The 26,520-nt window shown below is 70.6% G+C and carries 15 protein-coding genes; 10 read left to right on the forward strand and 5 right to left on the reverse strand.

What is annotated here, in order from left to right:
• The first annotated feature begins 27 nt into the window (after window positions 1-27).
• Entirely contained in the window at window positions 28-1,002 is a 975-nt protein-coding gene (locus OF819_RS05385; RefSeq protein ID WP_267242176.1) for a helix-turn-helix domain-containing protein, read from the forward strand.
• Between the two features lie 23 nt (window positions 1,003-1,025).
• On the forward strand, window positions 1,026-1,508 hold the full coding sequence (locus OF819_RS05390; protein ID WP_267242177.1) for a DUF456 domain-containing protein: 483 nt from the start codon (window positions 1,026-1,028) through the stop codon (window positions 1,506-1,508).
• A gap of 691 nt (window positions 1,509-2,199) precedes the next feature.
• Here OF819_RS05390 and rsgA read toward each other — a convergent pair.
• Window positions 2,200-3,363 carry a ribosome small subunit-dependent GTPase A gene (gene rsgA / locus OF819_RS05395; protein WP_267242178.1) on the reverse strand — a complete coding sequence of 388 codons (1,164 nt, stop codon included), beginning with the start codon at window positions 3,361-3,363 and terminating at the stop codon, window positions 2,200-2,202.
• Window positions 3,364-3,901: 538 nt separating this feature from the next.
• On the opposite strand from rsgA, the gene OF819_RS05400 reads away from it, so the two are divergent.
• Window positions 3,902-8,398 (forward strand): hypothetical protein, encoded by a 4,497-nt coding sequence (locus OF819_RS05400; protein WP_267242179.1) that lies wholly within the window; start codon window positions 3,902-3,904, stop codon window positions 8,396-8,398.
• Window positions 8,399-8,499: 101 nt separating this feature from the next.
• Here OF819_RS05400 and OF819_RS05405 read toward each other — a convergent pair whose 3' ends face one another.
• Window positions 8,500-10,794, reverse strand: coding sequence for an ATP-binding protein (locus OF819_RS05405; RefSeq protein ID WP_267242180.1), 2,295 nt, complete (start codon window positions 10,792-10,794; stop codon window positions 8,500-8,502).
• Between the two features lie 395 nt (window positions 10,795-11,189).
• Here OF819_RS05405 and OF819_RS05410 point away from each other — a divergent pair, with 395 nt between their 5' ends.
• From OF819_RS05410 to OF819_RS05420, 3 genes are all read left to right on the forward strand, one after another.
• The gene (locus OF819_RS05410) at window positions 11,190-12,212 is read left to right on the forward strand and encodes a TAXI family TRAP transporter solute-binding subunit (protein ID WP_267242181.1); all 1,023 of its coding nucleotides are present in this window, start codon (window positions 11,190-11,192) and stop codon (window positions 12,210-12,212) included.
• An 87-nt stretch (window positions 12,213-12,299) separates the two neighbouring features.
• Complete coding sequence (locus OF819_RS05415) at window positions 12,300-14,294, forward strand: TRAP transporter permease (RefSeq protein WP_267242182.1); 1,995 nt, start codon at window positions 12,300-12,302, stop codon at window positions 14,292-14,294.
• A gap of 185 nt (window positions 14,295-14,479) precedes the next feature.
• The gene (locus tag OF819_RS05420) at window positions 14,480-15,439 is read left to right on the forward strand and encodes a TAXI family TRAP transporter solute-binding subunit (protein ID WP_267242183.1); all 960 of its coding nucleotides are present in this window, start codon (window positions 14,480-14,482) and stop codon (window positions 15,437-15,439) included.
• 12 nt (window positions 15,440-15,451) lie between these two features.
• Here OF819_RS05420 and OF819_RS05425 read toward each other — a convergent pair whose 3' ends face one another.
• The 3 genes from OF819_RS05425 to OF819_RS05435 all read right to left on the reverse strand — a co-directional run bounded on the left by OF819_RS05425 (window position 15,452) and on the right by OF819_RS05435 (window position 19,389).
• Window positions 15,452-16,888 carry a sensor histidine kinase gene (locus tag OF819_RS05425; RefSeq protein WP_267242184.1) on the reverse strand — a complete coding sequence of 479 codons (1,437 nt, stop codon included), beginning with the start codon at window positions 16,886-16,888 and terminating at the stop codon, window positions 15,452-15,454.
• Between the two features lie 9 nt (window positions 16,889-16,897).
• Complete coding sequence (locus OF819_RS05430; protein ID WP_267242185.1) at window positions 16,898-17,665, reverse strand: response regulator transcription factor; 768 nt, start codon at window positions 17,663-17,665, stop codon at window positions 16,898-16,900.
• Between the two features lie 218 nt (window positions 17,666-17,883).
• A complete protein-coding gene (locus tag OF819_RS05435; protein ID WP_323748897.1) occupies window positions 17,884-19,389 on the reverse strand; it encodes an RICIN domain-containing protein in 1,506 nt (501 codons plus the stop codon).
• A 429-nt stretch (window positions 19,390-19,818) separates the two neighbouring features.
• On the opposite strand from OF819_RS05435, the gene OF819_RS05440 reads away from it, so the two are divergent.
• The 4 genes from OF819_RS05440 to scpA are packed head-to-tail and all read left to right on the forward strand — an operon-like array spanning window position 19,819 to window position 26,518.
• Window positions 19,819-21,300: a hemolysin family protein gene (locus OF819_RS05440; RefSeq protein ID WP_267242187.1), complete on the forward strand. Its 1,482-nt coding sequence runs from the start codon at window positions 19,819-19,821 to the stop codon at window positions 21,298-21,300.
• Window positions 21,297-22,343 (forward strand): hemolysin family protein, encoded by a 1,047-nt coding sequence (locus OF819_RS05445; RefSeq protein WP_267242188.1) that lies wholly within the window; start codon window positions 21,297-21,299, stop codon window positions 22,341-22,343. Before OF819_RS05440 ends, OF819_RS05445 begins: the two co-directional genes overlap by 4 nt.
• A 57-nt stretch (window positions 22,344-22,400) precedes the next feature.
• The gene (locus tag OF819_RS05450) at window positions 22,401-24,305 is read left to right on the forward strand and encodes a methylmalonyl-CoA mutase family protein (protein ID WP_267242189.1); all 1,905 of its coding nucleotides are present in this window, start codon (window positions 22,401-22,403) and stop codon (window positions 24,303-24,305) included.
• On the forward strand, window positions 24,305-26,518 hold the full coding sequence (gene scpA / locus OF819_RS05455; RefSeq protein WP_267242190.1) for a methylmalonyl-CoA mutase: 2,214 nt from the start codon (window positions 24,305-24,307) through the stop codon (window positions 26,516-26,518). Before OF819_RS05450 ends, scpA begins: the two co-directional genes overlap by 1 nt.
• Window positions 26,519-26,520 lie beyond the last annotated feature (2 nt).

Raw genomic sequence — 26,520 nt, forward strand, 5'->3', positions numbered from 1 at the left:
TGGTCCGGCGGAGGGGGCGGGAGTCTGGTGCTGGGAGCGATAGGTCTCGACGCGCGGCAGGAGTCGGCGTACCGCGCGCTGGTCGCGCTGGGGGCCGCGGAGGCGGCCGATCTGGCGCATCGGCTCGCACTGCCCGAGCCGGACACGGAGCGGGCGCTGCGGCAGCTGGAGCGCCGGGGGCTGGTCGCCCGCTCGTCGGCGTGTGCGGGGCGGTGGGTGGCGGCCCCGCCCGGCGTCGCGCTGGGCGCGCTGCTCACCCGGCAGCGGCATGAGCTGGAGCAGGCCGAGCTGGCGGCGGCGGTGCTGGCCGAGGAGTACCGGGCGGAGGCGGCGGGGGGCGCGGAGTCCGGGGTGCACGACCTGGTGGAGGTGGTGACCGGCGCGAGCGCGGTGGCGCACCGGCTGCTGCAGCTGCAGCTCGGTGCGGACGAGGAGGTGTGCGCCCTGGTGACCGGCGGGCCCAGCGCGGTGGAGGCGGCGGGGCGGGGGGTTTCGTACCGGGTCGTGGTGGAACGGGAGGCGCTGTCGCTGCCGGACGGGGTGGCCGGGCTGTCGGCGGCGCTGGGCCGCGGTGAGCAGGTCAGGGCGGCAGAGCGGGTGCCGACCCGGCTGGTGATCGCGGACCGGGCGCTGGCGATGCTGCCGCTGACCGGCCGGCGCGCCGAGCCCGCGGCCCTCGTGGTCCACGCCAGCGGGCTGCTGGAGTCGCTGTCGGGCCTCTTCGAGGCGGTCTGGCGGGAGGCGCTCCCGCTGCGGCTCGGCGCGCGCGGGGCGCCGGAGGAAGGGCGGGCGCCGGGGCCGGACGCGGTCGACCTGGAGATCCTTTCGCTGCTGCTGGCCGGACTGACGGACGCGAGCGCCGCCAAGCAGCTGGACCTGGGGCTGCGGACGGTGCAGCGCCGGGTGAAGGGGCTGATGGAGCTGGCGGGCGTCACAACACGGCTCCAGCTGGGCTGGCACGCGTATGAGCGGGGCTGGGTGGCACGCGAACTGCGTGAGTGATCCAGATCCTGCACTCTGGGCAGATGGGCGTGTGGCAGCTCCTGATGGTCGGGGCGGTGATGCTGCTGGGCGTGCTCGGGGTGCTGATTCCCGGGGTTCCGGGGACCTGGCTGGTGTGGGCCGCGGTCCTGTGGTGGGCGATGCAGGACCAGTCCGGTCTCGCCTGGGTGCTGCTGGTCGCCACGACGGTGTTGCTGCTGGTCAACCAGGTCGTGGTGTGGCAGCTGCCACCGCGCCGCATCCGGGAGGTGGGCGTCACCAGACGCATGGCCGTCTTCGCCGGCGCGGGCTCGATCGCGGGTTTCTTCCTGCTGCCCGTGATCGGCGGGGTGCTCGGTTTCATCGGCGGCATCTACACCTGCGAACGCTTCCGTCTGGGCGGTCATGGGGCGGCGATGGCGTCGACGAGGGCGGTGATGCGGGCGGTGGGGACGAGTGTGCTGGTGGAGCTGTTTACGTGTCTGGTGATTGTGGGGGCGTGGATGGGAGCGGTGCTAAGTGGTTGAGGCGGGGGTGTTCTTCCCCTCCCCCGCCCTCCCCCTGCGCCCTGGGGCGTGGGGCGTGGGGACCCCCACTTCCCGTAACTGAGGGCTCCGCCCCAGACTCCCTCCGGGGTAGGCCGGCGGGGGCTGCGCCCCACGCGGCACGGCCGTGCGGCTGCCGGGGACGCCCGGCCGCCCCGCGCGCGGCCTATGGGGCCTGGAGCGAGCGGGACAGCCCGCGGAGGGCCGCGCTCCCCCGTGCGGGGCTCGGCGGCAGAACCCCCAGCGCCGACACAGCCCCCGGCAGAAAGCGCGAGCCCCCGGGCCGCGGGCCCCAACCCGCACCCCGGCAGGGGACGGGGACGGGTCCGGTGTGGATCGCGCCACCGGGGCTGTCCCTCAGCACGGAGCCCCGTCCCCAGGGGAGGAACTGGCGCGAGCCCCCGGCGTGAGCGCAGGCCCCCAGCGCGGCTGCGCGAAACCACCGCCCCGGAGCCAGAGGCAGAGCCCCTGCACCAGCACGGGCCCGCGCCCGCAGCACACGTCCCCCGACGGGGCGGTAGCGCCCAGCCGCCACCCCTGGAGGGGAACGGCGGCAGCGCGGGCCTGCGACGCCGGGCGCCCGGAGCCGGAAAGGCTCTGGCGCGGCGGTGCGAAGCTGCCGCCCCGCACCTCCTCCCCCCAAGGGGGGCCGGGAGGGCGGCAGCCCCCCGGGCTACGGCAGGCCGTGGCCCTCCTTGGCGGCGCGGGCCGCGCGGCCGAAGGCGTCCTGGCGTTTCCATTCCTTGCGGATGTTCGCCCGGAGGCGGGCGTCCGTCTTGGCGACGTTGCGCCGGTTTTCGCGGACCAGCTTCCGGTAGCTGTCGAGCCGCCGGTGCTGCAGTGTGCCGTCGTCGATCGCGGCGAGGACGGCGCAGCCGGGCTCGGACCGGTGGGCGCAGTCGTGGAAGCGGCACTGCTCGGCGAGCTCCTCGATCTCCGAGAAGGTCTGTTCGACGCCGCTTCCGGCGTCGAACAGGCCGACCCCCCGCAGCCCCGGCGTGTCGATCAGCACGCCCCCGCCCGGCAGGGCGAGCAGATTGCGGGTCGTGGTGGTGTGTCGGCCCTTGCCGTCGACGTCGCGGGTGGTCTGCACCTCCATCACGTCCTCGCCGAGCAGCGCGTTGGCGAGCGTCGACTTGCCCGCGCCGGAGACGCCGAGCAGCACGCTCGTACCGCCGGAGACGATCGCGGCGAGGACGTCCACGCCGTGGCCCGCCGTCGCGCTGACGGGCAGCACCTGCACTCCGGGCGCGGTGGTCTGCACGTCCTGGACCAGATGCGCCAGGCCCGTCGCGTCGGGCACCAGGTCCGCCTTGGTGAGCACGACGAGCGGCTGTGCGCCGCTCTCCCAGGAGTCCGCCGGCGTACGCAGCAGTGCCTCACCGCTCGAACTGGACAGCGCGAGCGCCAGGAACCGTTCGATCCGCCCGAGGTCGAGTTCGACCGCGAGCGACACACAGATGACGATGTGATCGATGTTAGTGGCCAGCACCTGGCCCTCGGAACGCTTGGACGACGTCGACCGCACAAAGGCCGTCCGCCGAGGCAGGATCGTTCGCGCGTACCGCGGATCACGACCCCCGGAGTCGACGGCGACCCAGTCGCCGGTGCACACGACCTTCATCGGGTCATGGGGAACGACGAACGCGGTGTCGGCACGGACGACGCCGTCAGGGGTGGCCACGTCGCACTGGCCGCGATCGACACGGACGACCCGGCCGGGCACCAGGCCCTGGAGGGCGTACGAAGCGAACTCGGCCTCCCAGCCCTGGTCCCAGCCGTAGACGGCGAGCGGGTGCTGATCAGCAGAAGACGGGTGGAGCGAAGCGTTGGACAAGGGGAACCCTTCGAAGGGTGGCCCCGGCGGCGCGCTCCGAGCGCGCGGATCGAGTGGATGTCAGCCGGAGACCACAGGGGTGGGAACGATGAACTCCTGAATGCGGGCAGAGCCCGTCACCGTGACAGTCATCAATGTCCTCACCTCCTGCTTCTTCTCAGCGAACCGATACCGTGCCCTCGGCAACGGCACAGCCGCGCCTTCGAACGGGCAGAACCATAGCCCCACCCCGGGGCACGGCACCACCGATTAAACCCGGGGGCAGGTCGCGCAGGTCGCGCCAGCCGGTGTCCTTCGGCTCACCCTCGCGCCCCTGCGTCCCCAGCTCCCAATCAAGTTCAGTAGCCGTTCAGGTATTTCTACGCTGCTGCTCTCTCTTGCCGCGAGTGGACACTTCTCGCCACCTCCGGGTCGGCTCAAACGGCGGCAGGAGGAGTGGGGACACCGCGGCTGCGGGGTTCGGACGACGTCCCCACCCAAGAGAACAGGAGCAGTCGTGCCCGTACACCGTAAATTGCCCTGGTGGCGATATCGCCTCATGGCGTTGATTCTCCCCGTGGTGCTCTTGGCCACGGCGGTCACTGTCGTGCAGTGGCAGTTTCCCTCTGCCGCTTCGGCCGCGCCGACCCAGCCGGTGGTGCGCACCACACCGCCTGATCTGAGCGACGGATCGGGTGACCCTCGAAGCATTCAGGTGGGGACGCACGACTTCTATTACGTCGGCTCCAGGGCAGGCAAGGCCAAGGTCGTGGCGTTCGAGTACGTGCTGCCCTCAGGAGCGCCGACGGGTATCGCCGTATACCCCGGCACAGTGACCAATGAAAAGGGAAGTCTGCTCGACGGGGGCTCTTGGCCGCCCGCCAACGCCAGTGGTGCAGAAGCGCAGGAATTTCTCAACAGGATCTGGGCGGATCTTGATGAGATCGCGTCGAACCCCGAAGGAATCAGGCTGCTTGAGGTGATGGGGCGGGCATCTGTATTGCCGTCCACCGTCTTCGGGAACGAGTTCAACGATCCGGTGCGCCCGGCAGAAACGCTGCGTGTGAACGCCTTGATCGCGCGGGCTGACCCGAACGGCGAAAGCATGACACTGAGCACCAAGGGCCTAGCTACCGGAGTCTCACTCTCCGGAAGCCCCTGGGACGGGGAAGGGATCGGAAACGCGAGCAACATCATTACGATAGCGGACTCCGTCCCCGGGTTCTATGACAAGAGCGGAAGGCTCTTTGCCCCGCGCTCCGCGACCGTGCTCTTTCACGAGATGATTCACGCGATGCGAAACACTCTGGGTTTCAAGCCGTTGGACGCATCTCAGCAGCAGGTCAAAATCGACTATCCTGTGGCGACGCCGGGTACGGAGGACGCCCTGGGGACACCGAAGTACGAGTTGTTTTCCACGCGCGCTGAAGAACTGATCACCCATGGCGGCAAAATTGGACTGAAAGAGACGTTCGGGGTGAAGAGGACGCTCTTCGGCGTGTTCGACTTCGGGATCAAAGCTGATCCGTACGCGGCGAAGGCAGTGGGCATAGCCACCACGTGGGCAGCCAACGACCCCACGAATCCGGAAGTGCAGCGAGCGCTTGCGGCCCGCCTTGAGATCGCCAAGAGACCGATCACCGAGCTGTCCTTTGTCAAGAGAAGCCCAATCAGCCAGCCCTATCGCCCGAGCTATGACCGCCCCAAGGGTTTCGCGCGGCATTCATTCAAGCCTGCCTCGGGTCATTCTTGGGCGTCTCTGGAGGCTGCCGACTACAACAACCCCGATAGATCCTCCCGACTGGTCAAGGATTCTCCCGCACCAGTCGCATGCGGCGCAGCGAGTCCTGTCGAAGGGTGCGCGATCTCGTTGCGTGCCGCGACTGCGGCTGAGGTCAAGGCCGTTGAGGAGTTCCGTGCCGCGGCGGAGGACGGGAAGGTCTTCCAGGCGCCTGCCGAGTCGGAGGTGGTTGCAGGTCTGTCACCGGAGGAGATTCCGGTGTACGCGCGTGCCTCGGTCCGCAGCGCGGCGTCCTCCTACGAGGCCGCGAGGGTCGCTGGTTCTGATCTGTCGGAAGTCGGGTTCACATCTGATCTCGCAGAGTCCTGGAAGAACCCCGGCAAGGTGTTCCATCCGTTCGGCGGGGCGACGTCGGTGGAAGGTGTGGCGCCTGCCCGGGTTTCCACAGCGCTGACGGAGGGCTGGGGTGTTTTCAATGAGGCGTTGACGCCGGCGATGGCGGCCGCCTGGATCAACTCGATAGCGGAGGCTTTCAGCCAGGATGCCTCCGATCTGACCAAGGCGACCGTCATTCTGGCTCCGGTTCCGGTCGTGGGGCAGCTGTTGGGCATTGCGGATGCGGTGGAGCGGCATGACGCCCTGAGCGGCGTGGTGAACGCCTTGGCTCTGCTGGCGACGGTGTCCGAGATGGCAGGGCAGCCGGAACTGGCCATGCTTTTTGGCGTCGTGGCGCTTGTCACGACGGTCGTCGCCCAGATTGCGGACTGGGCCAGCGGGAAGAGCGAGGAGGACAGGGAGATCGAGGCCCGTAATCAGGCGTGGCATGACACGATGAAGAAGAATGTGATCGAGAAGTCCATTCCGGAGTTGCTGTCTACCGCGCAGAAGGCGTTCGACCGTGCGCAGAAGCAGGTTCTGTTCGGCGCCCACCTCACCATGGAGACCGTGAGCGCCAACGCGGCCAGGACGGGGCACTCCACGGCGATCGCCGCCGCCCGTACCGCGAACGCACGGATCTCGGCGGATGCGGAGGCGTCGGTCGGGTCGCTGCGCAGCGGTTTCATCAACGGCGTGCACCAGGCGGTCGACGCGGTGTTCGCCTCGCTGAACGAGGGGACCGGCTCCGAGGAGTTCACCAGGGCCTATATGGACAAGGCTGTCTGGCCGAAGTGGTCGAGCGATCACATATTCAACTACTGCCCGCGTGAGCCCAACTCCACTTATGAGACGTGCCGCAACCCTGAGAAGTACATTCCTCGGATGCAGGCGGACTTCGAGAAACGCCATGTGAAGCCCGTCGTCGCCGACACACCGAAGAACCTGTTCACCGCGGATGATGTGAAAGCTGCTCAGGACGCGGTCGACACCCGTGTGCGTGAGGGCAAGATGTTCACCCCCCTGCAGATCTCAGACACTGCTCCGGTGGCCCCGGCCGGGTTCATCCCGTGTGCGGACGACGGGGGCGAGTGCAAGGGAATCGAGGGGCGTACCGGGCAGGTGGCATTCGGTGCGGCGGGGTCGTACGTCACCGTGCCGCTGCCTGCCGAGGGGATTGCCTGCGAGGCGTCCTCGTTCCCGGTCAATCCGAACCCCAAGGCCCACCAGTCGTGCTTCGTCCCCGCTCAGGACAGCCCGGTCAAGGGCAGCGACGGGTCGTGGCTGGCTTCGGTACGTGTATGTGCGCAGGAGGGCGCGGCGTGTGAGGTCTCCGGCACGCAGCTGGCGGCGTTCGGCACCGGGGCGAGCTGGCTCGTCAAGCCCGTCACGTCCACTGCCGTCTGCTCCGTCGGCGGTTTCGGCGGCGATCCTGCTCCCGGCAGGGCCAAGGAGTGCCGTGTGCTGACCGGTGCGCCGCCGAACCAGGCGGTCAATGCCGGCGGGCCGTACCAGGCATGCGCCGTCGAGGGCGAGCGCTGCCACGTCACCGGCGCCGTCCGGCTGGCGCTGGGCGCGCACATCGACGACGAGAGCCGCGGCTGGACCTACAAGACGGTCAAGGCGGCCGACTACCCCGACGGGGTCCCCTGCACCATCGCCGTCTTCGGCGAGGACCCCCTGCCCGGCGCGGCAAAGAGCTGCTACATCGCCAGCCCCCCGGCCGCGTTCGCCTTCTGCGCCGGTCCAGGCCAGACGTGCACGGTGCCCGAGTCGGGTTTCTACCAGGCCGCCTACGGCGGAGACGGATCCTGGGTGGTCAAGACCGTCCCCGCCGGTGAGTTCGTCTGCAACGACGCCTCCTTCGCCGATGTCGCCACGGTGTCGGGCAACGACGTACGGGGCGGCAGCCGCGGCTACTGCTACCTCTCCGCGCGGGACCACGACCTGGTCCTCGGCGCGGACACCGGCCACGAGACGCAAAGCGTCGACGCCGACTGGGCCGCGCGCGCCTGCGCCCGCGACGGAGACGAATGCGCTGTCAGCGGGCCCACGGCCTTCGCCTACGGCGTCTACGAAGCAAATCAGGACAAGGGCGCCTACCTCGTGCGGCACTTCGCTCCCCGTGACGGCGAGACCGCGACCCTGTGCAGCTACGGCGGCTTCACACCCCGCGACCCCCAGCTCGGCGTCCCGTACTGCTTCCTCCTGAACACCCCGCGCCTGGACTTCGACACAGCCCAGACCGACTTCACCTACCGGCAGACCAAACGAACCGACCCAGGCACTTCTGCTCCGGACTCGCCTGCGCCGGTAGATCCCCACCCCGCGCACGGTGCGGACTTCACCACCGGCTTCGAGCAGGGCGACGTCATGCCGTCCTGGACCGACACCGTCGACCAGGACAACGGCGGCGTGTCCGACGTCGGCGGCCGGTACAGCGTCCCCGGGCCGGTGGCGAGCCCGCGCACCGATGAGACGGCCCGCACCGGGACCGGATCGCTGAAGTACTCCGGCTCAACCCCAGGCGGCCACAACGCGCAACACGCCCACGCCTATCTCAAGCTCTTCGACCTCAGTGACAAGCCGGTCAAGGTCGACGGCGGAAAGACGCTCAGCTACTGGATCCACCCCAAACCCGCCGACCGATGGGACAACGTGGACTGGCCGGTCAACAACAGCAACTGCGTCGCGCTCGACCTGGTGTTCAGTGACGGCTCCACCCTGCGCGACTCCGCCGCGGTCGACCAGCACGGCAACAGAATCCACCCCGCCGGCCAGTGCCAGAGCCTCACGCCCGGCAAGTGGAACCACGTCACCGTCCAGCTCCCCGACGGGCTGGAGGACAAGGAGATCACCCGCATCAACGTCGGCTACGACCAAGACTCCACCGGCAACGCCGACTACAGCGGCTACATCGACGACATCACCCTCAGCTAGCACCCCGGACACCACGGCGGAGCCGCGCATCACCGGCGCGGCTCCGCCCAGGGATGGCACCACACCCAGGACTTCGCAGCCGGCAGAGGCCCGCGACCATCTCAGCGGCAGAGCCAGGTGGCCACCTGGACACGGGAGGTGCAGCCGAGCTTGCGCAGGATGCGCTGGACATGGCCCTCGGCCGTGCGGGACGAGATCACCAGCCGGGCGGCGATCTCCTTGTCGGTGAGGCCTTCGGCCAGGAGCTCGGCGACTTCACGTTCGCGCAGGGTGAGGACCTGGGCGAGCGGTGGGGGTTGAGGGTCGCCGGCGGCGGGTTCCCGTTCCCGGCCGAGGGCGAGGGCCAGGGCCTCGGCGGCTTCCAGCGCGGCGCCTGTGCGGTGCAGTGCGGTGAACCTGCTCTCGCCGAGGCGGGAGGAGAGCAGTTCCTCGCATGCGGTGCGATGGTGCAGCAGGCGTCCCACTCCGGGCAGGGTGGCGCCGACGAGCTGCCAGGCGCTGTGTGCGGCGCCCAGCAGCTCGGCGGCCTCGGCGTGATGCCCGTCGAGTGCTTGTGCCCAGGCCAGGACTTCCAGGCACTGTGCGAGAGCGAGGCGGTTGTGGGCCGGGCTGATGGTGCGCAGACCGTCACGCAGCAGCCGGGCCGCGTGCCCGGTCTCCTGGCGGAGCCAGTGGTGCAGACCCAGGAGCCACAGGGCGTAGGGACGCGACCACTGGGCTCCGTGTTCCTCGCAGAGTGCCAGGCACTGGGCGCTGAGGCCGGCCGCACGCGCGTCGCCGTGCAGGCAGCAGGCCAGGCCCAGGAGGAACACGGTGGTCCATATGTCGCCGAGGTCTCCGCACCGGGCGAACTGGTCGAGCGCGGCCTCCAGTGCGGGCAGGGCCCGTGAGAAGTCGTCGGCGAAGAGTGCGGCCAAGCCCTCCAGCTGGGCGGCCTGCGCTGCCGTCAGGGGGTCCTCCAGCGCGGCGGCGTGCGCACGGCATTCCGCGACGCGGATACGCGCCGTATCAGGGTCTCCGCACAGCAACGCCAGCCATCCGTCCGCCCACAGGGCTCTGGCCCTTGCCTGGCCGGGGACCGCCGTCGAGGCCAGGGCCCGTTCCAGCCAGCGGCGTTCCTCCGACAGGCTGCCCGCGCCGAGGCGATGGCTCCACAGCGCGGCGGCCATCTCCAGCCCGGCCTGCGCCTCGCCGCGCGTGCTGAAACAGAAGTTCATCGCGGTCCGCAGGTTGGGCCGTTCGCAGTGGAGGCGTTCGGTCCATGCCGTCTGACGCGGAGTGAACCAATCCTGCTGTGCGCGCAGGACCAGGCCGTGGAAGTGGTCCCGGTGGCGACGGCGCAGCAGCCGTTCGTCGCGTGGCTCCCCCAACCGCAGCAAGCCGTAGTGCCGTACCGTGTCGAGCATGCGGTAGCGGGCACACGGCTGATGATCCTCGCGCACCACGACGGACTTGTCCGCCAAACCCGTCAGGACGTCGAGAGCATCCCGGGGCGCGAGATCGCCGAACGCACACACCGCTTCCACGGCATCCAGGTCGAAGGCGCCGGGAAAGACCGACATCCGCGCCCACAACAGCTGTTCCTCGGGGGTGCACAGCTCGAAGCTCCAGTCCAGCGTGGCCTGCAGCGTGCGCTGTCGAGGCAGCCCGCCGCGGCAGCCGCCGGTGAGCAGAGCGAATCTGTCGTCCAGCCGTTGCAGGATCTGCTCACAACTGAGAACCCGTAGACGGGCGGCGGCCATCTCGACGGCCAGCGGGATTCCTTCGAGCCGGTGGCAGATCAGTGCGGCCGCGTGCGCGTCGACGGCGGTGGCGGCCGGATCGCCGAGCGCGGCAGCGGCGCGCTCCATGAAGAGCTGCACGGCTTCGCCGGGCGACCGGCCTGTCCCCTCCCCTCGTGGATCGGGAGCCCCGAGCGCCGGCACGGGCACCACTCCCTCCCCGCTGACTCCCAGTGCCTGCCGGCTGGTGGCGATGACACGCAGCCCAGGCGCCGCCTGCAGCAGGCTTCGTGCCAGAGCGGCGCAGGGCAGCAGCACATGCTCACAGTTGTCCAGAACCAGCAGAAGCTGCCGCTGGCGCACGTGGTCAGCCAGTACGGTCATGGGCGGCCGGCCTCCGTCGTCGTCCCGGTCCAGGGCGGACAGAACCGTTTGGACAACCGCCTCCTCGTCGTCGGTGGCGGCCAGCTCCACGAGCCAGACACCGTCCGGGAACGATCGTTTCACCTGGTCTGCGAGTCGCAGCGCGAGACGCGTCTTGCCGATGCCGCCTGGCCCGGTGAGGGTCAGCAGCCGGGTCCGCGACAGCATCTCCCGCGCCAGTGCGATCTCTCGACGCCTGCCGACAAAACTGGTGGCCTCGGCTGGAAGATTGCCGGATCGACTCTGTCCCACGGCAACTCCCGAACTGGCCTGGCTCCCGCATCGGCGGCGCGGGCTTCGGCACTCGGCTGACCATGGCGCCGCGCGTGCGACCACGCTACCAAGATGTCGGCAACGCACCGCCCTTCAGGGGCAATTCGCTGCCTCCGTCCAGGGGAGGGATCCCCCGCTCTCTGACGATCCGCTGATGGCGGCGGCCGGCCGCCGTGCCGGATCTCCCCGCGCGGGCGTGGATGCGCCGCGGCACACCTTGGAGCCGCCTGCAGAACGATCGCGATCGTGAACCTTAAGGATTGCTCAATATGCGCTTGGGAACGCTCACCGGCCGGCTGGGCGCACGTACCGTTCCAGCCACCGTTCACTCGTGAGCCGAGTCACAGAAACCCCACCACACCGAGGAGCGCTTCATGGGACGACAGCGCCGCAGAAACGGCTTCGGCCTCGCCTTGGGCCTGAGCATCACGCTGCTGACCGCCGCCTGCAGCCAGCCCGCCGAGTCGGGCAAGAGCGACGGCGACGCGGCGAGGATATCCATCGCCACCGGCACGACCGCTGGCATCTACTACCCGATGGGCGGCTCGATGGCGGAGGTGATCAACCGCAAGGCCGAGGGCGTGGAAGCCAGCGCCGAGACCACCGGGGGGTCGGTGCAGAACCTCCGGCTGATCGCCGGGGGGCAGAGTGACATGGCCATCGCCCAGAGTGACGTGGTCCATCAGGCCTACCACGGCCAGGGGGAGTTCTCCGGCAAACCGGTCAAGACGCAGACCCTGATGGTGCTCTATCCGAACGTGTACCACGCCGTGTCCCTGCAGTCCCGCCACGACGACCTCGGCCTCGACTGCTTCAGCGACATCAAGGGCAAGCGCTTTTCCGTGGGCGCGCCCGGCAGCGGCAACGAACTGGCCACCAACCTGGTCTTTGACGCTCTGGACTTGTCACCGGACAAGGACATCAAACGCCAGCGCTACGCCTATGCCGAAACCGCCCGAGCGCTGCGGGAAGGGCAGATCGACGCGGGATCCTGGGTCGTCGGCGAAGGCCACGGATCGCTGCGCGAGCTCGAAGCCACCGACGCATTGCATCTGATCCCGATGTGTGAGGACGAGGCGACCGAGGTCACCGAGAAGTACCCCTTCTACAACAAGCACACGATCAAGGGCGGCATCTACAGCACGGTCAAGAAGGACGTGCCGACGCTCGCACTGTGGAACGTGGTCGCGGTCCCCGCCGACATGTCCGAGGAGCGCGGCTACCAGCTGGCCCGCACGCTCTACGAGAACGTGGCCACCCTCAACAAGGTCTATGAGGCCGGCGCCGAGTACCTCGTCCTGGAGAACCTGGCCAAGAGTCCGGTCCCGCTGCACCCCGGTGTCATCCGCTACGCGGAGGAGCAGGGAGTGCAGATCCCCGACAGGCTCCGCCCCTGACGGGCCCCGGCATCCCTCTCCTCCCAGCGATCCAGAAAGGGGCAGGGCGCCCCGTCACGTGTCAGCCCTGGGGCGCCCAAAAGCGCAATGAGACAGACCATCGCCCCGGACACCCCCGACAGTGCGCCTCCCGCCGAAGCGGCCGACGACCGGCCACTGTGGCATCGGCTCGCCGCGGGCCGGTGGGGCCACGGCCGCGCCGCGACCGCTGTGGGCTACGGCGTGCTCGCCCTCACGCTCGCACTCGGCTGTTTCCAGATCTACACCGCCGTCAGCCTGAGCCTCAACTCCTACCTCCAGCGAGTGCTGCACCTGATGTTCGTGCTCGTGCTGGTCTTCGTCACCCGGCCGGCCGGCAAGGGCCGCTGGGCGCGACGCCTGCCGATGGCCGTCGTCGACGCGCTTCTCGTGCTCGCCGCTGTGACCGTGAGCCTGTATCCCGTACTGGACTACGACGGGATCGTCGCCCGCACCGGAATACCCTCCACCGCCGACCTGGTCATGGGCGCCGTGGCCGTTCTGCTGCTGCTGGAGGCGTGCCGACGGGCGATCGGCGCCTTCATGGCCACGCTGGTGACCTGTTTCCTGGTATACGCCTGGATCGGGCCGCTGCTGCCCGGTCTGCTGTCCCATCGCGGCTATACCGTCCAGCGCATCGTCTCTCACAGCTATCTGTTCCAGGAGGGCATATACGGCCTTGCCCTGGGCGTCGCCGCGTCCTTCGTGTTCATGTTCATCTTCTTCGGGGCGGTGCTGGAGAAGACGGGTGGCGGCAACTTCTTCATCAACATCGCCTACGTGCTCACCGGCAGGTACCGCGGCGGCCCCGCCAAGGGAGCGGTCGTGGCGAGCGCCTTCATGGGATCGGTGTCCGGCAGCGCGATCGCCAACACGGTCACCACGGGCGCCTTCACCATCCCGATGATGAAGAAGGTCGGCTACCGGCCGCACGAGGCCGGCGGAATGGAGGCGGCCGCCTCCACGGGAGGGCAGCTGCTCCCGCCGATCATGGGTGCCGGCGCCTTCGTCATGGCCGAGCTGATCGGCGTGCCCTACATCGAGATCGTCAAGGTGGCGATCATCCCCGCACTGATGTACTTCGCGGTGATCTTCCTGTTCGTCGACATCCTGGCCCGGCGGCAGGGGATCAGGGGGCTGCCCGCCGAAGACCTCCCCCGCCTGCGCGAGGTGATGGCCGGCGGCTTCCACTTCCTGCCTCCCTTCGTCGTGCTGGTCACTCTGCTCATGTTGCACGTCACGCCGCTGCTCGCCGGTCTCTACGCCACCGCCGCGCTGGCCGCGGTGGCCATGCTCCGCGCCAGCAGCCGGCTGAGCCTGAAGGAGTTCGGGGAGGTCTTCACCCTGGCCGCCCGCAACACGCTCTCCGTCTCGGTGGCCACCGCGGCCGCGGGCGTCGTGGTCGGGGTGGTGGGGCTGACCGGCCTGGGCCTGAAGTTCTCCAGCATGATGCTGAGCTGGGGCGGCGGCTATCTGCTGCCGACCCTGCTGCTGATCGCGATCGCCTCGATGGTGCTCGGGATGGGGCTGCCCGTCACCGCCGCATACATCGTGCTGATCGTGCTCGCCGGTCCCGCGCTGCTCGACCTGGGTGTGCCGCTGATCGTCGCGCACATGATCGTCTACTGGTACAGCCAGGACTCCAACGTGACACCACCGGTGGCACTGTCCGGTTTCGCGGCGGCGGGAATCGCCGGTTCCTCCCCGATGCGTACGAGCGTGGCGGCGTGGAAGTTCTCCAAGGGGCTCTATGTGATCCCGCTGCTGATGGCCTACTCGCCACTGCTGCTCAACGGACCGGTCACCGAGGTCGTTCTCGCGGTGGTGACCGGCCTCATCGGCCTGCTGGCCTTCGCCGTGGCCATCGAGGGCTTCTGGCTGCGCAGGACCACCCCACTTGAGCGACTGGCGGCGGTCGCAGCCACCGGCCTGCTGCTCAGCCCCTACCTGGTCGCCGACGCGATCGGGGCGGCACTGGCGCTGGCGGTGGTGGCGACCCAGTTGAAGGGCCCCCGGCCGCCCGAACCATCGGCCCCCAAGGCAGAGGCCGCCTCGGCGGCCTGACCCGCAGTCCGAAGCGCATCCGCAACGTCCCCGCCTGCTGCCTGCAGGTTCCCGGCGCCCGCACACCGCAACAAGGTCCATCGGACGGCGGCCGGCCACCCATCACCCGGGGATTAGGCTGAATCGCGTGGGCCGTGGGTGCGGCTTCGCGGTCAGCTGGGTTCGTCGTGTCCAGGGAGGCCTCCATGCCGGTGGCTCGTCCGCTCGCTGCCGCTGTCACCCTGATGGCGGTGCTGCTCACCGCATGTTCCGGAAGCGACGCGCCGCCTCGGCCGGCCGGGGAGATCAGCGTGGCCACCGGCAATCGCGGCGGCGTCTACGCGGTGTACGGGGGCGGGTACGCCGAGCTCATCGATCGGCGGCTGCCCGGCGCGACCGCGCCGGTCCTGTACACGGGGGGCAGCGTCGACAATCTGCGCCGGGTGGGCGCGTGCGAGGCCCGAGTGGCCTTCACGCTCGCTGATTCCGCCGCGGACGCCGCCGCCGGGCGCGCGCCGTTCAGCGAGCCGGTGCCGGTGGTGGCGCTGGCCGCGCTCTACGACAACTACGTGCAGCTCGTGGTCCCCGCCGACAGCGAGGTGCGCAGCGTGGCGGATCTGCGCGGGCGGCGGGTCTCCCTGGGGTCTGTGGGCTCGGGTACCGCGGTCATCGCCGAGCGGATCCTGGACGTGGCCGGGCTCTCCCCGGACGGCGACGTCGAGGGAGAGCGGCTCGATGTGCGCGCGTCGGCGTCCGCGCTGGCCGAGGGGCGGATCGACGCGTTCTTCTGGAGCGGAGGCCTGCCCACGGCGGCGATCACGGAGCTGTGGCAGACCACGCCGGTCCGCCTGGTGGATCTCGGCGATGTGGTCGGCCCCCTGACCCGGTCCTACGGTGACCTGTATATGGAGACCACCGTGCCGGCCGTCGTCTACGGCGAGCAGAGTGCGGTGAGCACGGTGAGCGTGCCGAACTTCCTGGTGGTGCGGCCGGACATGCCGGAGGCGGAGGCGTACTGGCTGACCCGGGTGCTGTTCGAGGGACAGCAGGAGCTCATCCGCGTCCACCCGGAGGCCCGTCGGCTCGATCGCCGTACGGCGATCGCCACCTACCCGCTGGAGCTGCACCCGGGCGCGGAGCGCTGGTACCGGGAGTCCCAGCCCTGACACATGCCGTGGTCAGGCCGCCGTATCCGGGGGCGGGGGAGCGGCGGGCAGCCGCACGGTCGCCGCGAGGCCGTGCGGCTCGGCTGCCGCGAGGCGCAGTTCGCCGCCGCCTGCCTCAACCATCAGGCGGGTGAGGGCGAGTCCGAGGCCCGTGCCCCGGACGTTCTGGTGACGGGTGCTGCGCCAGAACCGCCCGCCCGCCTGGGGCAGCTCTTCCGTGGTCAGTCCGGTGCCGCCGTCGCGCACCGTCACGTCCACCACCGCGTCGTCCCGCCCCGCGCCTTCGTGGCCGTCGTCGCTGTCCCCGCCCGGGGCCCGGGTGACCGAGACGCTGACCGGGGTGCCGTCGCCGAACTTGAGGGCGTTGTCGAGCAGGGTGTCCAGGGCGTGGTCGAGGCTGTCGGGCAGGGACAGCGCGCTCACCCCCTCCGGAACCTGCGTGCTGAGCGGGACGCCCTCCGCCTGGTAGGCCGTGCGCCAGGCGTCGACCCGGTGGGCGACCACGGCCGTGACGTCGACGGCCACGCGCTCCGCTTCGGACGCCTCCGTCCTGGCCATCCGCAGCAGCCCGTCGAGGATCTCACCGAACCGGTCGGCCTCCTCGGCGGCGGCGTGCAGTTCGTGCAGGCCATGCGGATCGTTCACGTAGTCCTCAAGGTTCTCCACGCGCAGCCGGAGCGCGGTCAGCGGATTGCGCAGCTGGTGGGAGGCCTGTGCCACGAACGCGCGCTGCTGCTCCTGCGAGGCGTGCATGCTGTCCGCCATCACATTGAAGCTGTTGGCGAGCCGGCGCAGCTCCGGAGCGCCGGTCCGCTCCGAGACCTTGGTCTTCAGCCGCCCGAGGGCCACCTCGTGTGTGGCCCGGTCCAGCTCGTGAACCGGGCGGAGCACCCAGCGCACCACCGGGGCCGCCACCGCGATCACCACGGCGGCGAGTGCGCCCAGGCTGCCCAGGGCGACGAGGGTCAGATGGTCGGCGACCTCGGAGCGGGCCCGGTCGCTGGGCGAGACGATGAGCACGGCGCCCAGCACACGGCCATCGCGCTTGACCGACTCGGCCAGGACGAAGGGGCGGTCGTCCCACGGCCACATCAGGGCGGGCTGCCGTGCGGGCCGGTCGGCGAGGGCACGCAGCAGCGCCGTGCGGACCCGCGGCTCCTCCAGGTCGAGCGGGCGCGGCGCGACGACGATCTCTCTGTCCGCATCGACGACGGCGACCACAGAGTCGTACAGGGCGGTGTAGCGGTCGGCGGCCGCTTCCAGGCGGTCGGTCCTGCCCGACTCCAGGGCGGTGGCGGCCATGTCGGCGAACCAGGCGCCGTCCTGGACGCGTCCGATGAACGAGGTCTGGACCGTGTGCTCCGCGGTGGCCCGGACCAGAGGGACGCTGAGTGCCAGGATGAGGCCCGTAACCAGGGCGAAAACGATGACGAGGAGTCGGCGGCGCATCGGTGGGGCTCAGATGTCGGCCGGCGTGGGCGGCGCGGCGGAGGCCGAATGGCCCGGGTCTGAGGGCGGCGGCACTTCCGGCGCGGTGGCCGACGCCGCCTCCGGGGATGCTTCGTCGGCGGCTGTGAGGCGGTAGCCGACGCCTCGCACAGTCCGCACCACGCTTCCCGCCCGTCCCAGCTTTCCCCGCAGGTTGGCCATGTGCACGTCGAGGGTGCGCGACATGCCGTCGTACGTCGTGTGCCACACCTCGACGATGATGCGGTCCCGGGGCACGGCGGCGCCGTCGGCGCGCACCAGCACGGCCAGGAGGTCGAATTCCTTGCGGGTCAGCGGCACCGGCTGCCCGTCCAGGGTGACCGTGCGCCGCGGCAGGTCGATCTCAAGGCCGCCGATGGTGACGAGCCGGTCCTCGCGGGCGCGCCGGGGCATGCTGCGCCGGAGCACCGCCTCGATACGGGCGAGCAGCTCGGCGGCGCTGAACGGTTTCACCACGTAGTCGTCGGCGCCGCTGCGCAGCCCCCGCACCCGGTCGGGTTCGCCTCCCCTGGCGGTCACCGCGATGACCGGGACGGAGCCGCGGGCACGCAGCTCCCGGCACACCTCGATGCCGTCCCCGTCCGGCAGGCCCAGGTCCAGCAGGACCAGATCGACGGCCGGCGCGGCCAGTGCGTCGGCGGCACTGGCCGCGCGCCACACCTCGTACCCGTTGCGCCGCAGCGAGCCGGTCAGGGCCTCGGCGACCCGGTTGTCGTCCTCGACAAGCAGTATGCGCACAGAGCCTCCCAGTGCCTCGCACGCCGGATCTTCACGTCCCGCCAGGGCGTGGATGCCGAGTGCAGGGGTCCGGGCCGTCGAGTCGAGCGTAGAAGTGATCTCCGTCACCCAACCCTAAACCTATGTTAAGAGCACCGGCGTCCCCTGTTGCCAGCACGGGCGGGCCGAGGGCCCGCGCAGGCCCTGACCGGAATGGGCCAGGGGAGGATGGCAGGCCGCTACGGGGCCGTGGTGAAGACGAAGCTCTCAGAGTTGTAGTAGTTGGGGAGCCGGGCGAGATAGGAGCCCTGCCTGGGCGGGTTCTCACGCCACCAGTCCTCAGGACCGAGGAGGTGGGAGGAATAGTCGCTTCCGTGAACCGTCGGCGCGAAGTGGAGGCGGAAGGCGCCTTCGTCTGACTGCGGCTTGGTGATCCACAGCTGGATGGTGCGCTGAGCGGAGTAGCTGTTGTGGCAGTCGCTCTGGACGACCCTGACGACGTTTCCCCCGCCGTCGGTGCCGTCGAGGCATTTGTGTGTACCCACGTTGCGGAGCTGGTGAGCGCCGTAGCCGGCCGCCACGGTCTCCCAGCGCTGCCGGGCCGCCCCCGCATCGCAGACATCGAGACGCAGCATCGCCCCGTCGGCCGGACTCTGCACGGCCACACAGAGTCCGGTGCTTCGGTTGACGAGCTGGAAACCGGCGGGGGGACGAGGCGGTGTGTGCCCGGGGGAAGTGACCGACGCAGCCGCGGCAGCGACCGGAGCCGTGGTCTTGGCGGGAGCGGTCGGGGCGTGAGGGGTCGCCGGCGGCCCGGAGGCGGCGCCGGCAGTCCGGGACGGAGAGGCGGACGCGACGGCTGACGGCTCGGCGGTCGGGAGAGCCGACCCCGGAGCAGCGACGGTCGTGCGAGCCAGTGGGCTCCCGGTGTCCCCGGAGGCGCCCGAGAAGGCGACGACGGCTGCCCCAAGCGCGGTGACGGTCGCTCCTGCCACGGCCGCGGCGCGCGACGGCGAGGCCGTGACCAGCGCCCGTAGCCGACTGGCAACGCCCGGGGTGAAGGACGGCCCGGCAGGCGCTGCCGCGCACGGCGTCTGCTCCCTGGGGACCGGGTGGTCCTCGTCACCGCTCTCCGCCCGCACGGTGGCTGCGGCGGCGCTCGCGGAGCTGAGGAGAACTTCGACGAGAGCGGACGCAGTCGCACCGTGGACCGCGGTGAGTTCGGCGCGGACCAGGGCGCAGCTGGAGCAGGCGTCAGCGTGCAGGTCGAGTTCCGGGGAGCGGTGGGAGACACCGCCTCTCACCGCGTCGTCCAATACGGCGGCGAGGTGGCGGCAGGTTCGGCTGGGGGCCTCGGCAGCGTAGAACCTCAGATACGCGTCGCTCAGCTGCCGTCGTGCAGAGATGGAGCCGCGTCCCCTCGTGCCGGGTTCGGAGGCTGGTGCCACGTCTTCTGAAGTTACGGCCAGTTGGGGGCACAGGACTGCCTGATCGGCCGGATCCAGGCTGCGGAAGGCACGCAGGAGCAGGGGGTCGTCGGCGGCCATAGGGGTCACGGTGCTCCTCGTGCATGTTTCAAGCTGTCGCGCGGGTGCTGCTGGTCTTGCGTGTTCAGGGGAGGGCGCCGACCGGCCCGACAAGTGATCACTGAAGGTTGCTCTGAGGAGGGGATGGCCAAGAACTACGTGGACCGCTGTGCCCGGAACAATGTCTGTCGCCTGTCCTGATCTCTTCGGGAATCGCATAGTGGAGGTGCGCTGCCTTGGGCGTCAAGTGCTCCGCGATAAGGACCTGTTGCTGACCTCTCGCTTTTTCAGATGTGAGGAGGCGGCCATGACAGCGGCCATCGCGCCTTCGAGCTTCTCTCGCCATACGTGCTGCTCGGCGGCGCTCCGCTGCTCCATCCAGACCTTGCGCAGGGTGAGCCCCTGCCAGTCCGCCTCACGGCGCAGGTGCGGCCCAGTTCACACGGGAGAGCGGCAACCGATTACTCTCCTGTGACCTGAGACACATCTGGCTGGTTTGCGCCGCCTTTACTATGTGTGAGAGCGGGGTCAGCCTCCCCGCCCCTGAACCAGCGAGCTGAGAAGGAGCTACGGTCCCGCAATGGGTGAGCCTCCCAGTACGAGCCGTGCCATCCCCGACCCGTCCCAGAGTGAAGCGGGGGTGGCACGGTGACCGAGATACTTCTGCTGTTCCTCGCTCTCGCCCTGACCCTCGCCTGCGCCGTGTTCGTCGCGGCGGAGTTCTCGCTGACCACCGTGGAGCGCGGCGAGCTCGAGCGGGCCGCGCAGGCCGGTGAGCGCGGGGCCGCCGGGGCCCTGAAGGCCGCCAAACGGCTGACGTTCCAGCTGTCCGGCGCCCAGCTGGGCATCACCGTGACCTCGCTGGTCATCGGCATGCTCGCGGAGCCTTCGCTGGCGATGCTGCTGCACGGGCCGCTGACGTCCGCCGGGCTGCCCTCGGGCGCGGTGCCGACGGTCGCCACACTGCTCGGCGTGGCTGCCTCCACCGTGGTGCTGATGGTGGTCGGCGAGCTGGTGCCCAAGAACTGGGCGATCTCCAGCCCGCTGGCCGTGGCCAAGGTGGTGGCGGGCCCGCAGCGGGTCTTCACCGCCGCGTTCGCGCCGCTGATCCGCCATCTGAACAACACGGCGAACCGCCTGGTGCGCCGCTTCGGACTGGAGCCCGCAGAGGAGCTGGCCTCCGCCCGCACCCCCGAGGAGCTGGTGGCGCTCGCGCAGCACTCCGCCCGGGAGGGCGCGATCGAGCAGGACTCGGCCGAGCTGTTCGTGCGCACCCTGCATCTGGGCTCGCTGAACGCGGAGAACGTGATGACGCCCCGCGTCGACGTGCAGGCCCTGGAGGCGCACGCCACCGCCGCGGACGCCGCGAATCTCACCCTGGCGACCGGGCTTTCCCGCTTCCCGGTCTACCGGGACACCCTCGACCATGTGATCGGCACCGTGCACATCCGCGATGTGCTCGCCCTGGACGAGTCGGTGCGCACCCGCACCCCGGTGACCGACCTGGCCACCGAGCCGCTGCTGGTGCCCGACTCGCTGCCGGTGGACCGGCTGCTGGCCCGGCTGCGGCAGACCCGCACGATGGCCGTGGTGATCGACGAGTACGGCGGCACCGCGGGCGTGGCGACGGTCGAGGACATCGTCGAGGAGGTCGTCGGCGAGGTCCGCGACGAGCACGACCCGCATGAGCGGCCGGATCTGCTGCCGGTGGAGCCGGCGGCGGACGGCCGTACGGCATGGGAGGCGGACGGCTCCGTCCGGCTCGACCAGCTGGCGCAGATCGGCTTCAGCGCGCCCGACGGACCGTACGAGACCCTGGCGGGTCTGATCGCCAACCGGCTGGAGCGCATTCCGCGCACCGGCGACCGGCTGGACGTGGACGGCTGGCAGTTCACGGTGGCGCATGTCGACCACCACCGGGCCGACCAGGTCCGCATCGCCGCGCCCGCACCCGAGGGCGGCGAGACGGCGGGCGAGACGGTGACGGAGCCGGCCCGCGCCGAAGTGCCCGTGCCCGCACCCGCACCCGCACCCGTCGGCGAACCCGTGGGCGAACCCGTCCCGACCGCCGGTTCCGCCGCCGGGGCCGCCCCGGCGTCCGCCGTGCAGATCGCCGAGGAAGTCCGATGACCGCTCTGCAGATCGCCATCGGCGTTCTGACGCTGTTCACGAACGCCTTTTTCGTGGGCGCCGAGTTCGCGCTGATCTCGGTGCGCCGCAGCCAGATCGAGCCGGCGGCCCACAAGGGCAACCGGCGCGCCCGGCTCGCCCTGTGGGGACTTGAGCATCTGTCCGCGGCGATGGCCACGGCCCAGCTCGGCATCACCGTGTCCTCGCTGGTGCTTGGCGCGGTCGCCGAACCGGCCATCGCGCATCTGCTGGAGCCGCCGTTCGCGGCGGTCGGCGTGCCCGAGGGGCTGATCCACCCGATCGCGTTCGTCATCGCCCTGACGCTGGCGACGTATCTGCACATGCTGATCGGCGAGATGGTGCCGAAGAACATCGCGCTCGCCGCGCCCACGGCGACCGCGCTGGTGCTGGGCCCGCCGCTGGTGGCCCTCACCCGTGCGCTGCGCCCGGTGGTCTTCGGGATCAACGCCTTCGCCAACGCGCTGCTGCGGCTGCTCAAGGTGGAGCCCAAGGACGAGGTCGCCTCGGTGTTCACGGACGACGAACTCGCCCGGCTGGTGAAGGACTCCAGCGAGGCGGGGCTGCTCGACCCGGCGGACGGCCAGCGGCTGCAGGACGCGCTGGAGCTGGGCGCCCGCCCGGCCGGCGAGGTGATGGTGCCGCTGGGCCGGACCGTGATGGTCGGCCATGACGTCACCCCGCAGCAGCTGGAGCGCAAGGCCGCCTCCTCGGGCTTCTCCCGGCTGCCGGTGACCGGGCCTGGCGACGAGATACTCGGCTACCTCCACATCAAGGACGCCCTCGGCGTGGCCGAGCGGACCCGCCCGTTCCCGCGCAGCGCGCTCCACCCGGTGATACGGGTCGAGATCGACACTCCGCTGGACGACACGATGACCGCGATGCGCGCGGCCGGCACCCATCTGGCGGCGGTCACCGGTGAGCGGGGCACGGTGATCGGCTTTGTGACGATGGAGGATGTACTGGAGGAGCTGGTGGGCCCCGGACCTGCGACGGAGCGCCCCGAAGCGGCTAACGCCCGTTAGCAAGGTCACAGCTTTCGCCTCTGCTGCACCTTTGCGGGGTTGCCCTAGCATCTGAGCATGACGGTCCTCCCCGACAACGGGTTCTCGCCGGCCGCCGAATTCCCGAACGCATCCCATGAGCAGTGGCAGCGCCTCGTCGGCACGGTGCTGCGCAAAGCGGGCAAGGACGTTCCGGACGACGCGGCCGAGAACATGCTGTCCACCGCCCTGGAGGACGGGCTTGCCACCCGTCCCCTCTATACGGCTGGCACAGCGGCCGACGGCGTCGCAGGCACGGCCGAGGCCACGGGGTACCCCGGATTCGCCCCGTTCACCCGCGGCGGCAGGCCCGAGGGTTCCGCGGCCGGCGGCTGGGATGTGCGCCAGCGCCATGACCGTCCGGACCCCGTCCGGGCCAACGAGGCGGTGCTGGCCGATCTGGAGAACGGCGTCACCTCGCTCTGGCTGTCGGCCGGGGCCGCGGGGGTGCCCGTCTCCTCCCTGGCCACGGCGCTGGAGGGCGTCTATCTCGACCTCGCGCCCGTCGTACTGGACGCGGGCGCGGACTTCGACGCCGCGGCGCGCGCTCTGCTGCGGCTGTACGAGGAGCGCGGCGTGCCCCCCGAGGCGGCGCTCGGCAATCTGGGCGCGGACCCGCTGGGACACGCTGCCCGTACGGGCGGCCATGCGGCGGTCGACGGCGGCATGGCGGCCGCCGCCGAGCTGGCCCGGCTGTGCGCCGAGCGGCATCCGCGGCTGCGGGCCGTCGTCGTCGACGCGATGCCGTACCACGAGGCTGGCGCCTCGCCCGCCCAGGAGCTGGGCTGCTCACTGGCGACGGGCGTGGCCTGGCTGCGCACCCTCACGGCCGCGGGGCTGTCGGCGCAGGCGGCCTGCGGGCAGCTGGAGTTCCGTTACGCGGCCACGGCCGACCAGTTCCTCACCATCGCCAAGCTGCGGGCCGCGCGCCGGCTGTGGGCGCGCGTCGCCGAGGTGTGCGGCGTCCAGGGCCCGGGCGGCGCACAGCGCCAGCACGCGGTCACCTCGCCGGTGATGATGACCCGGCGCGACCCGTGGGTGAACATGCTGCGCACCGCCGTCGCCTCGCTCGCGGCGGGCGTCGGCGGCGCGGACGCGGTCACCGTGCTGCCGTTCGACCACGCACTGGGGCTGCCGGACGCGTTCGCGCGCCGTATCGCCCGCAACACCTCGACGATCCTGCTGGAGGAGTCGCACCTGGGGCGGGTCATCGACCCCGCGGGCGGCTCCTGGTACGTCGAGCAGCTCACGAGCGAACTGGCCGCGGCCGCCTGGGAGCAGTTCCGGGACATCGAGCGGGCCGGCGGCCAGGCGGCGGCGCTGCGCGACGGGCTGATCGCCGAGCGGCTGGGCGCGACCTGGGAAGCCCGTAAGAAGAAGCTGGCGACGCGCCGTGAACCGGTCACCGGCGTCAGTGAGTTCCCGCTGCTCGCCGAGCCGGCCGTGGAGCGCGAGCCCGCTCCCGTACCGCCTTCGGGCGGGCTGCCGCGGGTGCGCCGCGACGAGGCGTACGAGGCGCTGCGGGCCCGCTCCGACGCGCATCTGGCCGCCACGGGCGCACGTCCGCGGGTCTTCCTCGCCGCGCTGGGCCCGGCCGCCGCGCACACCGCGCGCGCCACGTTCGCGGCCAACCTCTTCCAGGCGGGCGGCATCGAGCCCGTGCACGAGCCGGTGTCCGTGGACGCCGCGTCGGCGGCGGACGCGTTCACCGCGAGCGGCGCCGCCGTCGCGTGCATCTGCTCCAGCGACGCGCTCTACGCCGAGCAGGCGGCCGAGGTCGCCAAGGCGCTGAAGTCGGCGGGCGCGCGGCAGGTGTTCCTCGCCGGACGCCCCGGCGAGCAGCGCGAAACCTATGAACGGGCCGGGGTCGACGCGTTCGCCGTCGCGGGCGGTGACGCGGTCGCCGTGCTGAGTGCCGTGCTCGACCGGATCGGAGTGGCGTGATGAGCATTCCCGACTTCTCGGCGATCGAGCTGGGCGAGCCGTCCGGCGCGGCGCGGACGGACCGGGACCAGTGGCGCAGCGCCGTCATGGAGGCCACCGGCAAGGGCGACGCCGATCTGGTCTGGGACACGCCGGAGGGCATCCCGGTCAAGCCGCTCTACACGGGCGACGATCTGGCGGGCCTGGACTTCCTTGAGACCTACCCCGGCATCGCGCCGTATCTGCGCGGCCCGTATCCGACGATGTACGTCAACCAGCCGTGGACGATCCGGCAGTACGCCGGCTTCTCCACCGCGGAGGAGTCCAACGCCTTCTACCGGCGCAATCTGGCCGCCGGCCAGAAGGGGCTTTCGGTCGCCTTCGACCTGCCGACCCACCGCGGCTATGACAGCGACCATCCGCGGGTGACGGGCGACGTCGGCATGGCGGGCGTGGCCATCGACTCGATCTACGACATGCGGCAGCTGTTCGACGGGATTCCGCTGGACAGGATGAGCGTGTCGATGACGATGAACGGCGCGGTGCTGCCCGTGCTCGCGCTCTATATCGTGGCCGCCGAGGAACAGGGCGTGCCGCCCGAAAAGCTCGCGGGGACCATTCAGAACGACATCCTCAAGGAGTTCATGGTCCGCAACACGTACATCTATCCGCCGCAGCCGTCGATGCGGATCATCTCCGACATCTTCGAGTACACCTCGAAGAAGATGCCCCGCTACAACTCGATCTCCATTTCCGGGTATCACATCCAGGAGGCCGGGGCGACGGCCGATCTGGAGCTGGCGTACACCCTCGCCGACGGTCTTGAGTATCTGCGGGCGGGCATCGGCGCGGGTCTGGACGTGGACTCCTTCGCGCCCCGGCTGTCGTTCTTCTGGGCGATCGGCATGAACTTCTTCATGGAGGTCGCCAAGCTGCGGGCGGCGCGGCTGCTGTGGGCGAAGCTGGTGAAGGGCTTCGATCCCAAGAACCCCAAGTCGCTGTCGCTGCGCACCCACTGCCAGACCTCGGGCTGGTCGCTGACCGCGCAGGACGTCTTCAACAACGTCACCCGGACGTGTGTGGAGGCGATGGCGGCGACGCAGGGCCACACCCAGTCGCTGCACACCAACGCCCTGGACGAGGCGCTGGCGCTGCCGACGGACTTCTCCGCGCGCATCGCCCGCAACACCCAGCTGCTGCTCCAGCAGGAGTCGGGCACCTGCCGGGTGATCGACCCATGGGGCGGCAGCGCGTATGTGGAGCGGCTCACCCACGATCTGGCGCGCCGGGCGTGGCAGCACATCGAGGAGGTCGAGGCGGCGGGCGGCATGGCCAAGGCCATCGACGCGGGCATCCCGAAGATGCGCGTGGAGGAGGCGGCCGCCCGCACCCAGGCCCGCATCGACTCCGGCCGGCAGCCCGTGATCGGCGTCAACAAGTACCGCGTCGACAGCGATGAGCAGATCGAGGTGCTGAAGGTCGAGAACTCCCAGGTGCGGGCGCAGCAGATCGAGAAGCTGCGGCGGCTGCGGGCGGAGCGCGACGAGAACGCCTGCCAGGACGCTCTGCGGGCGCTCACCGCGGCCGCGGAGGCCGGTGCGGCCGGCAGCGGCGATCTCGACGGCAATCTGCTGGCGCTGGCCGTGGACGCGGCCCGTGCGAAGGCGACGGTCGGGGAGATCTCGGACGCCTTGGAGAAGGTGTACGGGCGGCACTCGGGCCAGATCCGTACGATCTCCGGTGTGTACCGGAACGAGGCGGGGACGTCCCCGGCGGTGGAGCAGACGCGCACGCTGGTGGAGGAGTTCGAGCAGGCGGAGGGGCGCAGGCCGCGCATCCTGGTCGCCAAGATGGGCCAGGACGGCCATGACCGGGGTCAGAAGGTGATCGCGACGGCGTTCGCCGATCTGGGCTTTGACGTGGACGTCGGCCCGCTGTTCCAGACCCCGGCGGAGGTGGCGCGGCAGGCCGTCGAGGCGGATGTGCACATCGTGGGCGTCTCCTCGCTGGCGGCCGGTCATCTGACGCTGGTGCCCGCGCTGAAGGAGCAGCTGGCGGCACAGGGCCGCGAGGACATCATGATCGTGGTGGGCGGGGTGATTCCGCCGCAGGACGTCGAGACCCTGCACAAGGCGGGCGCCGCCGCGGTGTTCCCGCCGGGCACGGTGATCCCGGACGCGGCCGCGGACCTGGTGCGCACGCTCGCCGGGTCGCTCGGCCACGAGCAGCGTTGAGC

The sequence above is a fragment of the Streptomyces sp. PR69 genome (assembly GCF_026420845.1).
Classification (GTDB): domain Bacteria; phylum Actinomycetota; class Actinomycetes; order Streptomycetales; family Streptomycetaceae; genus Streptomyces.

Excerpts from the sequence above, each read along its gene's own strand:
- OF819_RS05410 (WP_267242181.1), top strand. The coding sequence starts at position 11,190 with ATGGGACGACAGCGCCGCAGAAACGGCTTCGGCCTCGCCTTGGGCCTG.
- OF819_RS05425 (WP_267242184.1), bottom strand. The coding sequence starts at position 16,888 with ATGCGCCGCCGACTCCTCGTCATCGTTTTCGCCCTGGTTACGGGCCTC.
- OF819_RS05435 (WP_323748897.1), bottom strand. The coding sequence starts at position 19,389 with ATGCGATTCCCGAAGAGATCAGGACAGGCGACAGACATTGTTCCGGGC.
- OF819_RS05390 (WP_267242177.1), top strand. The coding sequence starts at position 1,026 with ATGGGCGTGTGGCAGCTCCTGATGGTCGGGGCGGTGATGCTGCTGGGC.
- OF819_RS05445 (WP_267242188.1), top strand. The coding sequence starts at position 21,297 with ATGACCGCTCTGCAGATCGCCATCGGCGTTCTGACGCTGTTCACGAAC.
- OF819_RS05450 (WP_267242189.1), top strand. The coding sequence starts at position 22,401 with ATGACGGTCCTCCCCGACAACGGGTTCTCGCCGGCCGCCGAATTCCCG.
- OF819_RS05400 (WP_267242179.1), top strand. The coding sequence starts at position 3,902 with ATGGCGTTGATTCTCCCCGTGGTGCTCTTGGCCACGGCGGTCACTGTC.
- OF819_RS05415 (WP_267242182.1), top strand. The coding sequence starts at position 12,300 with ATGAGACAGACCATCGCCCCGGACACCCCCGACAGTGCGCCTCCCGCC.
- OF819_RS05420 (WP_267242183.1), top strand. The coding sequence starts at position 14,480 with ATGCCGGTGGCTCGTCCGCTCGCTGCCGCTGTCACCCTGATGGCGGTG.
- scpA (WP_267242190.1), top strand. The coding sequence starts at position 24,305 with ATGAGCATTCCCGACTTCTCGGCGATCGAGCTGGGCGAGCCGTCCGGC.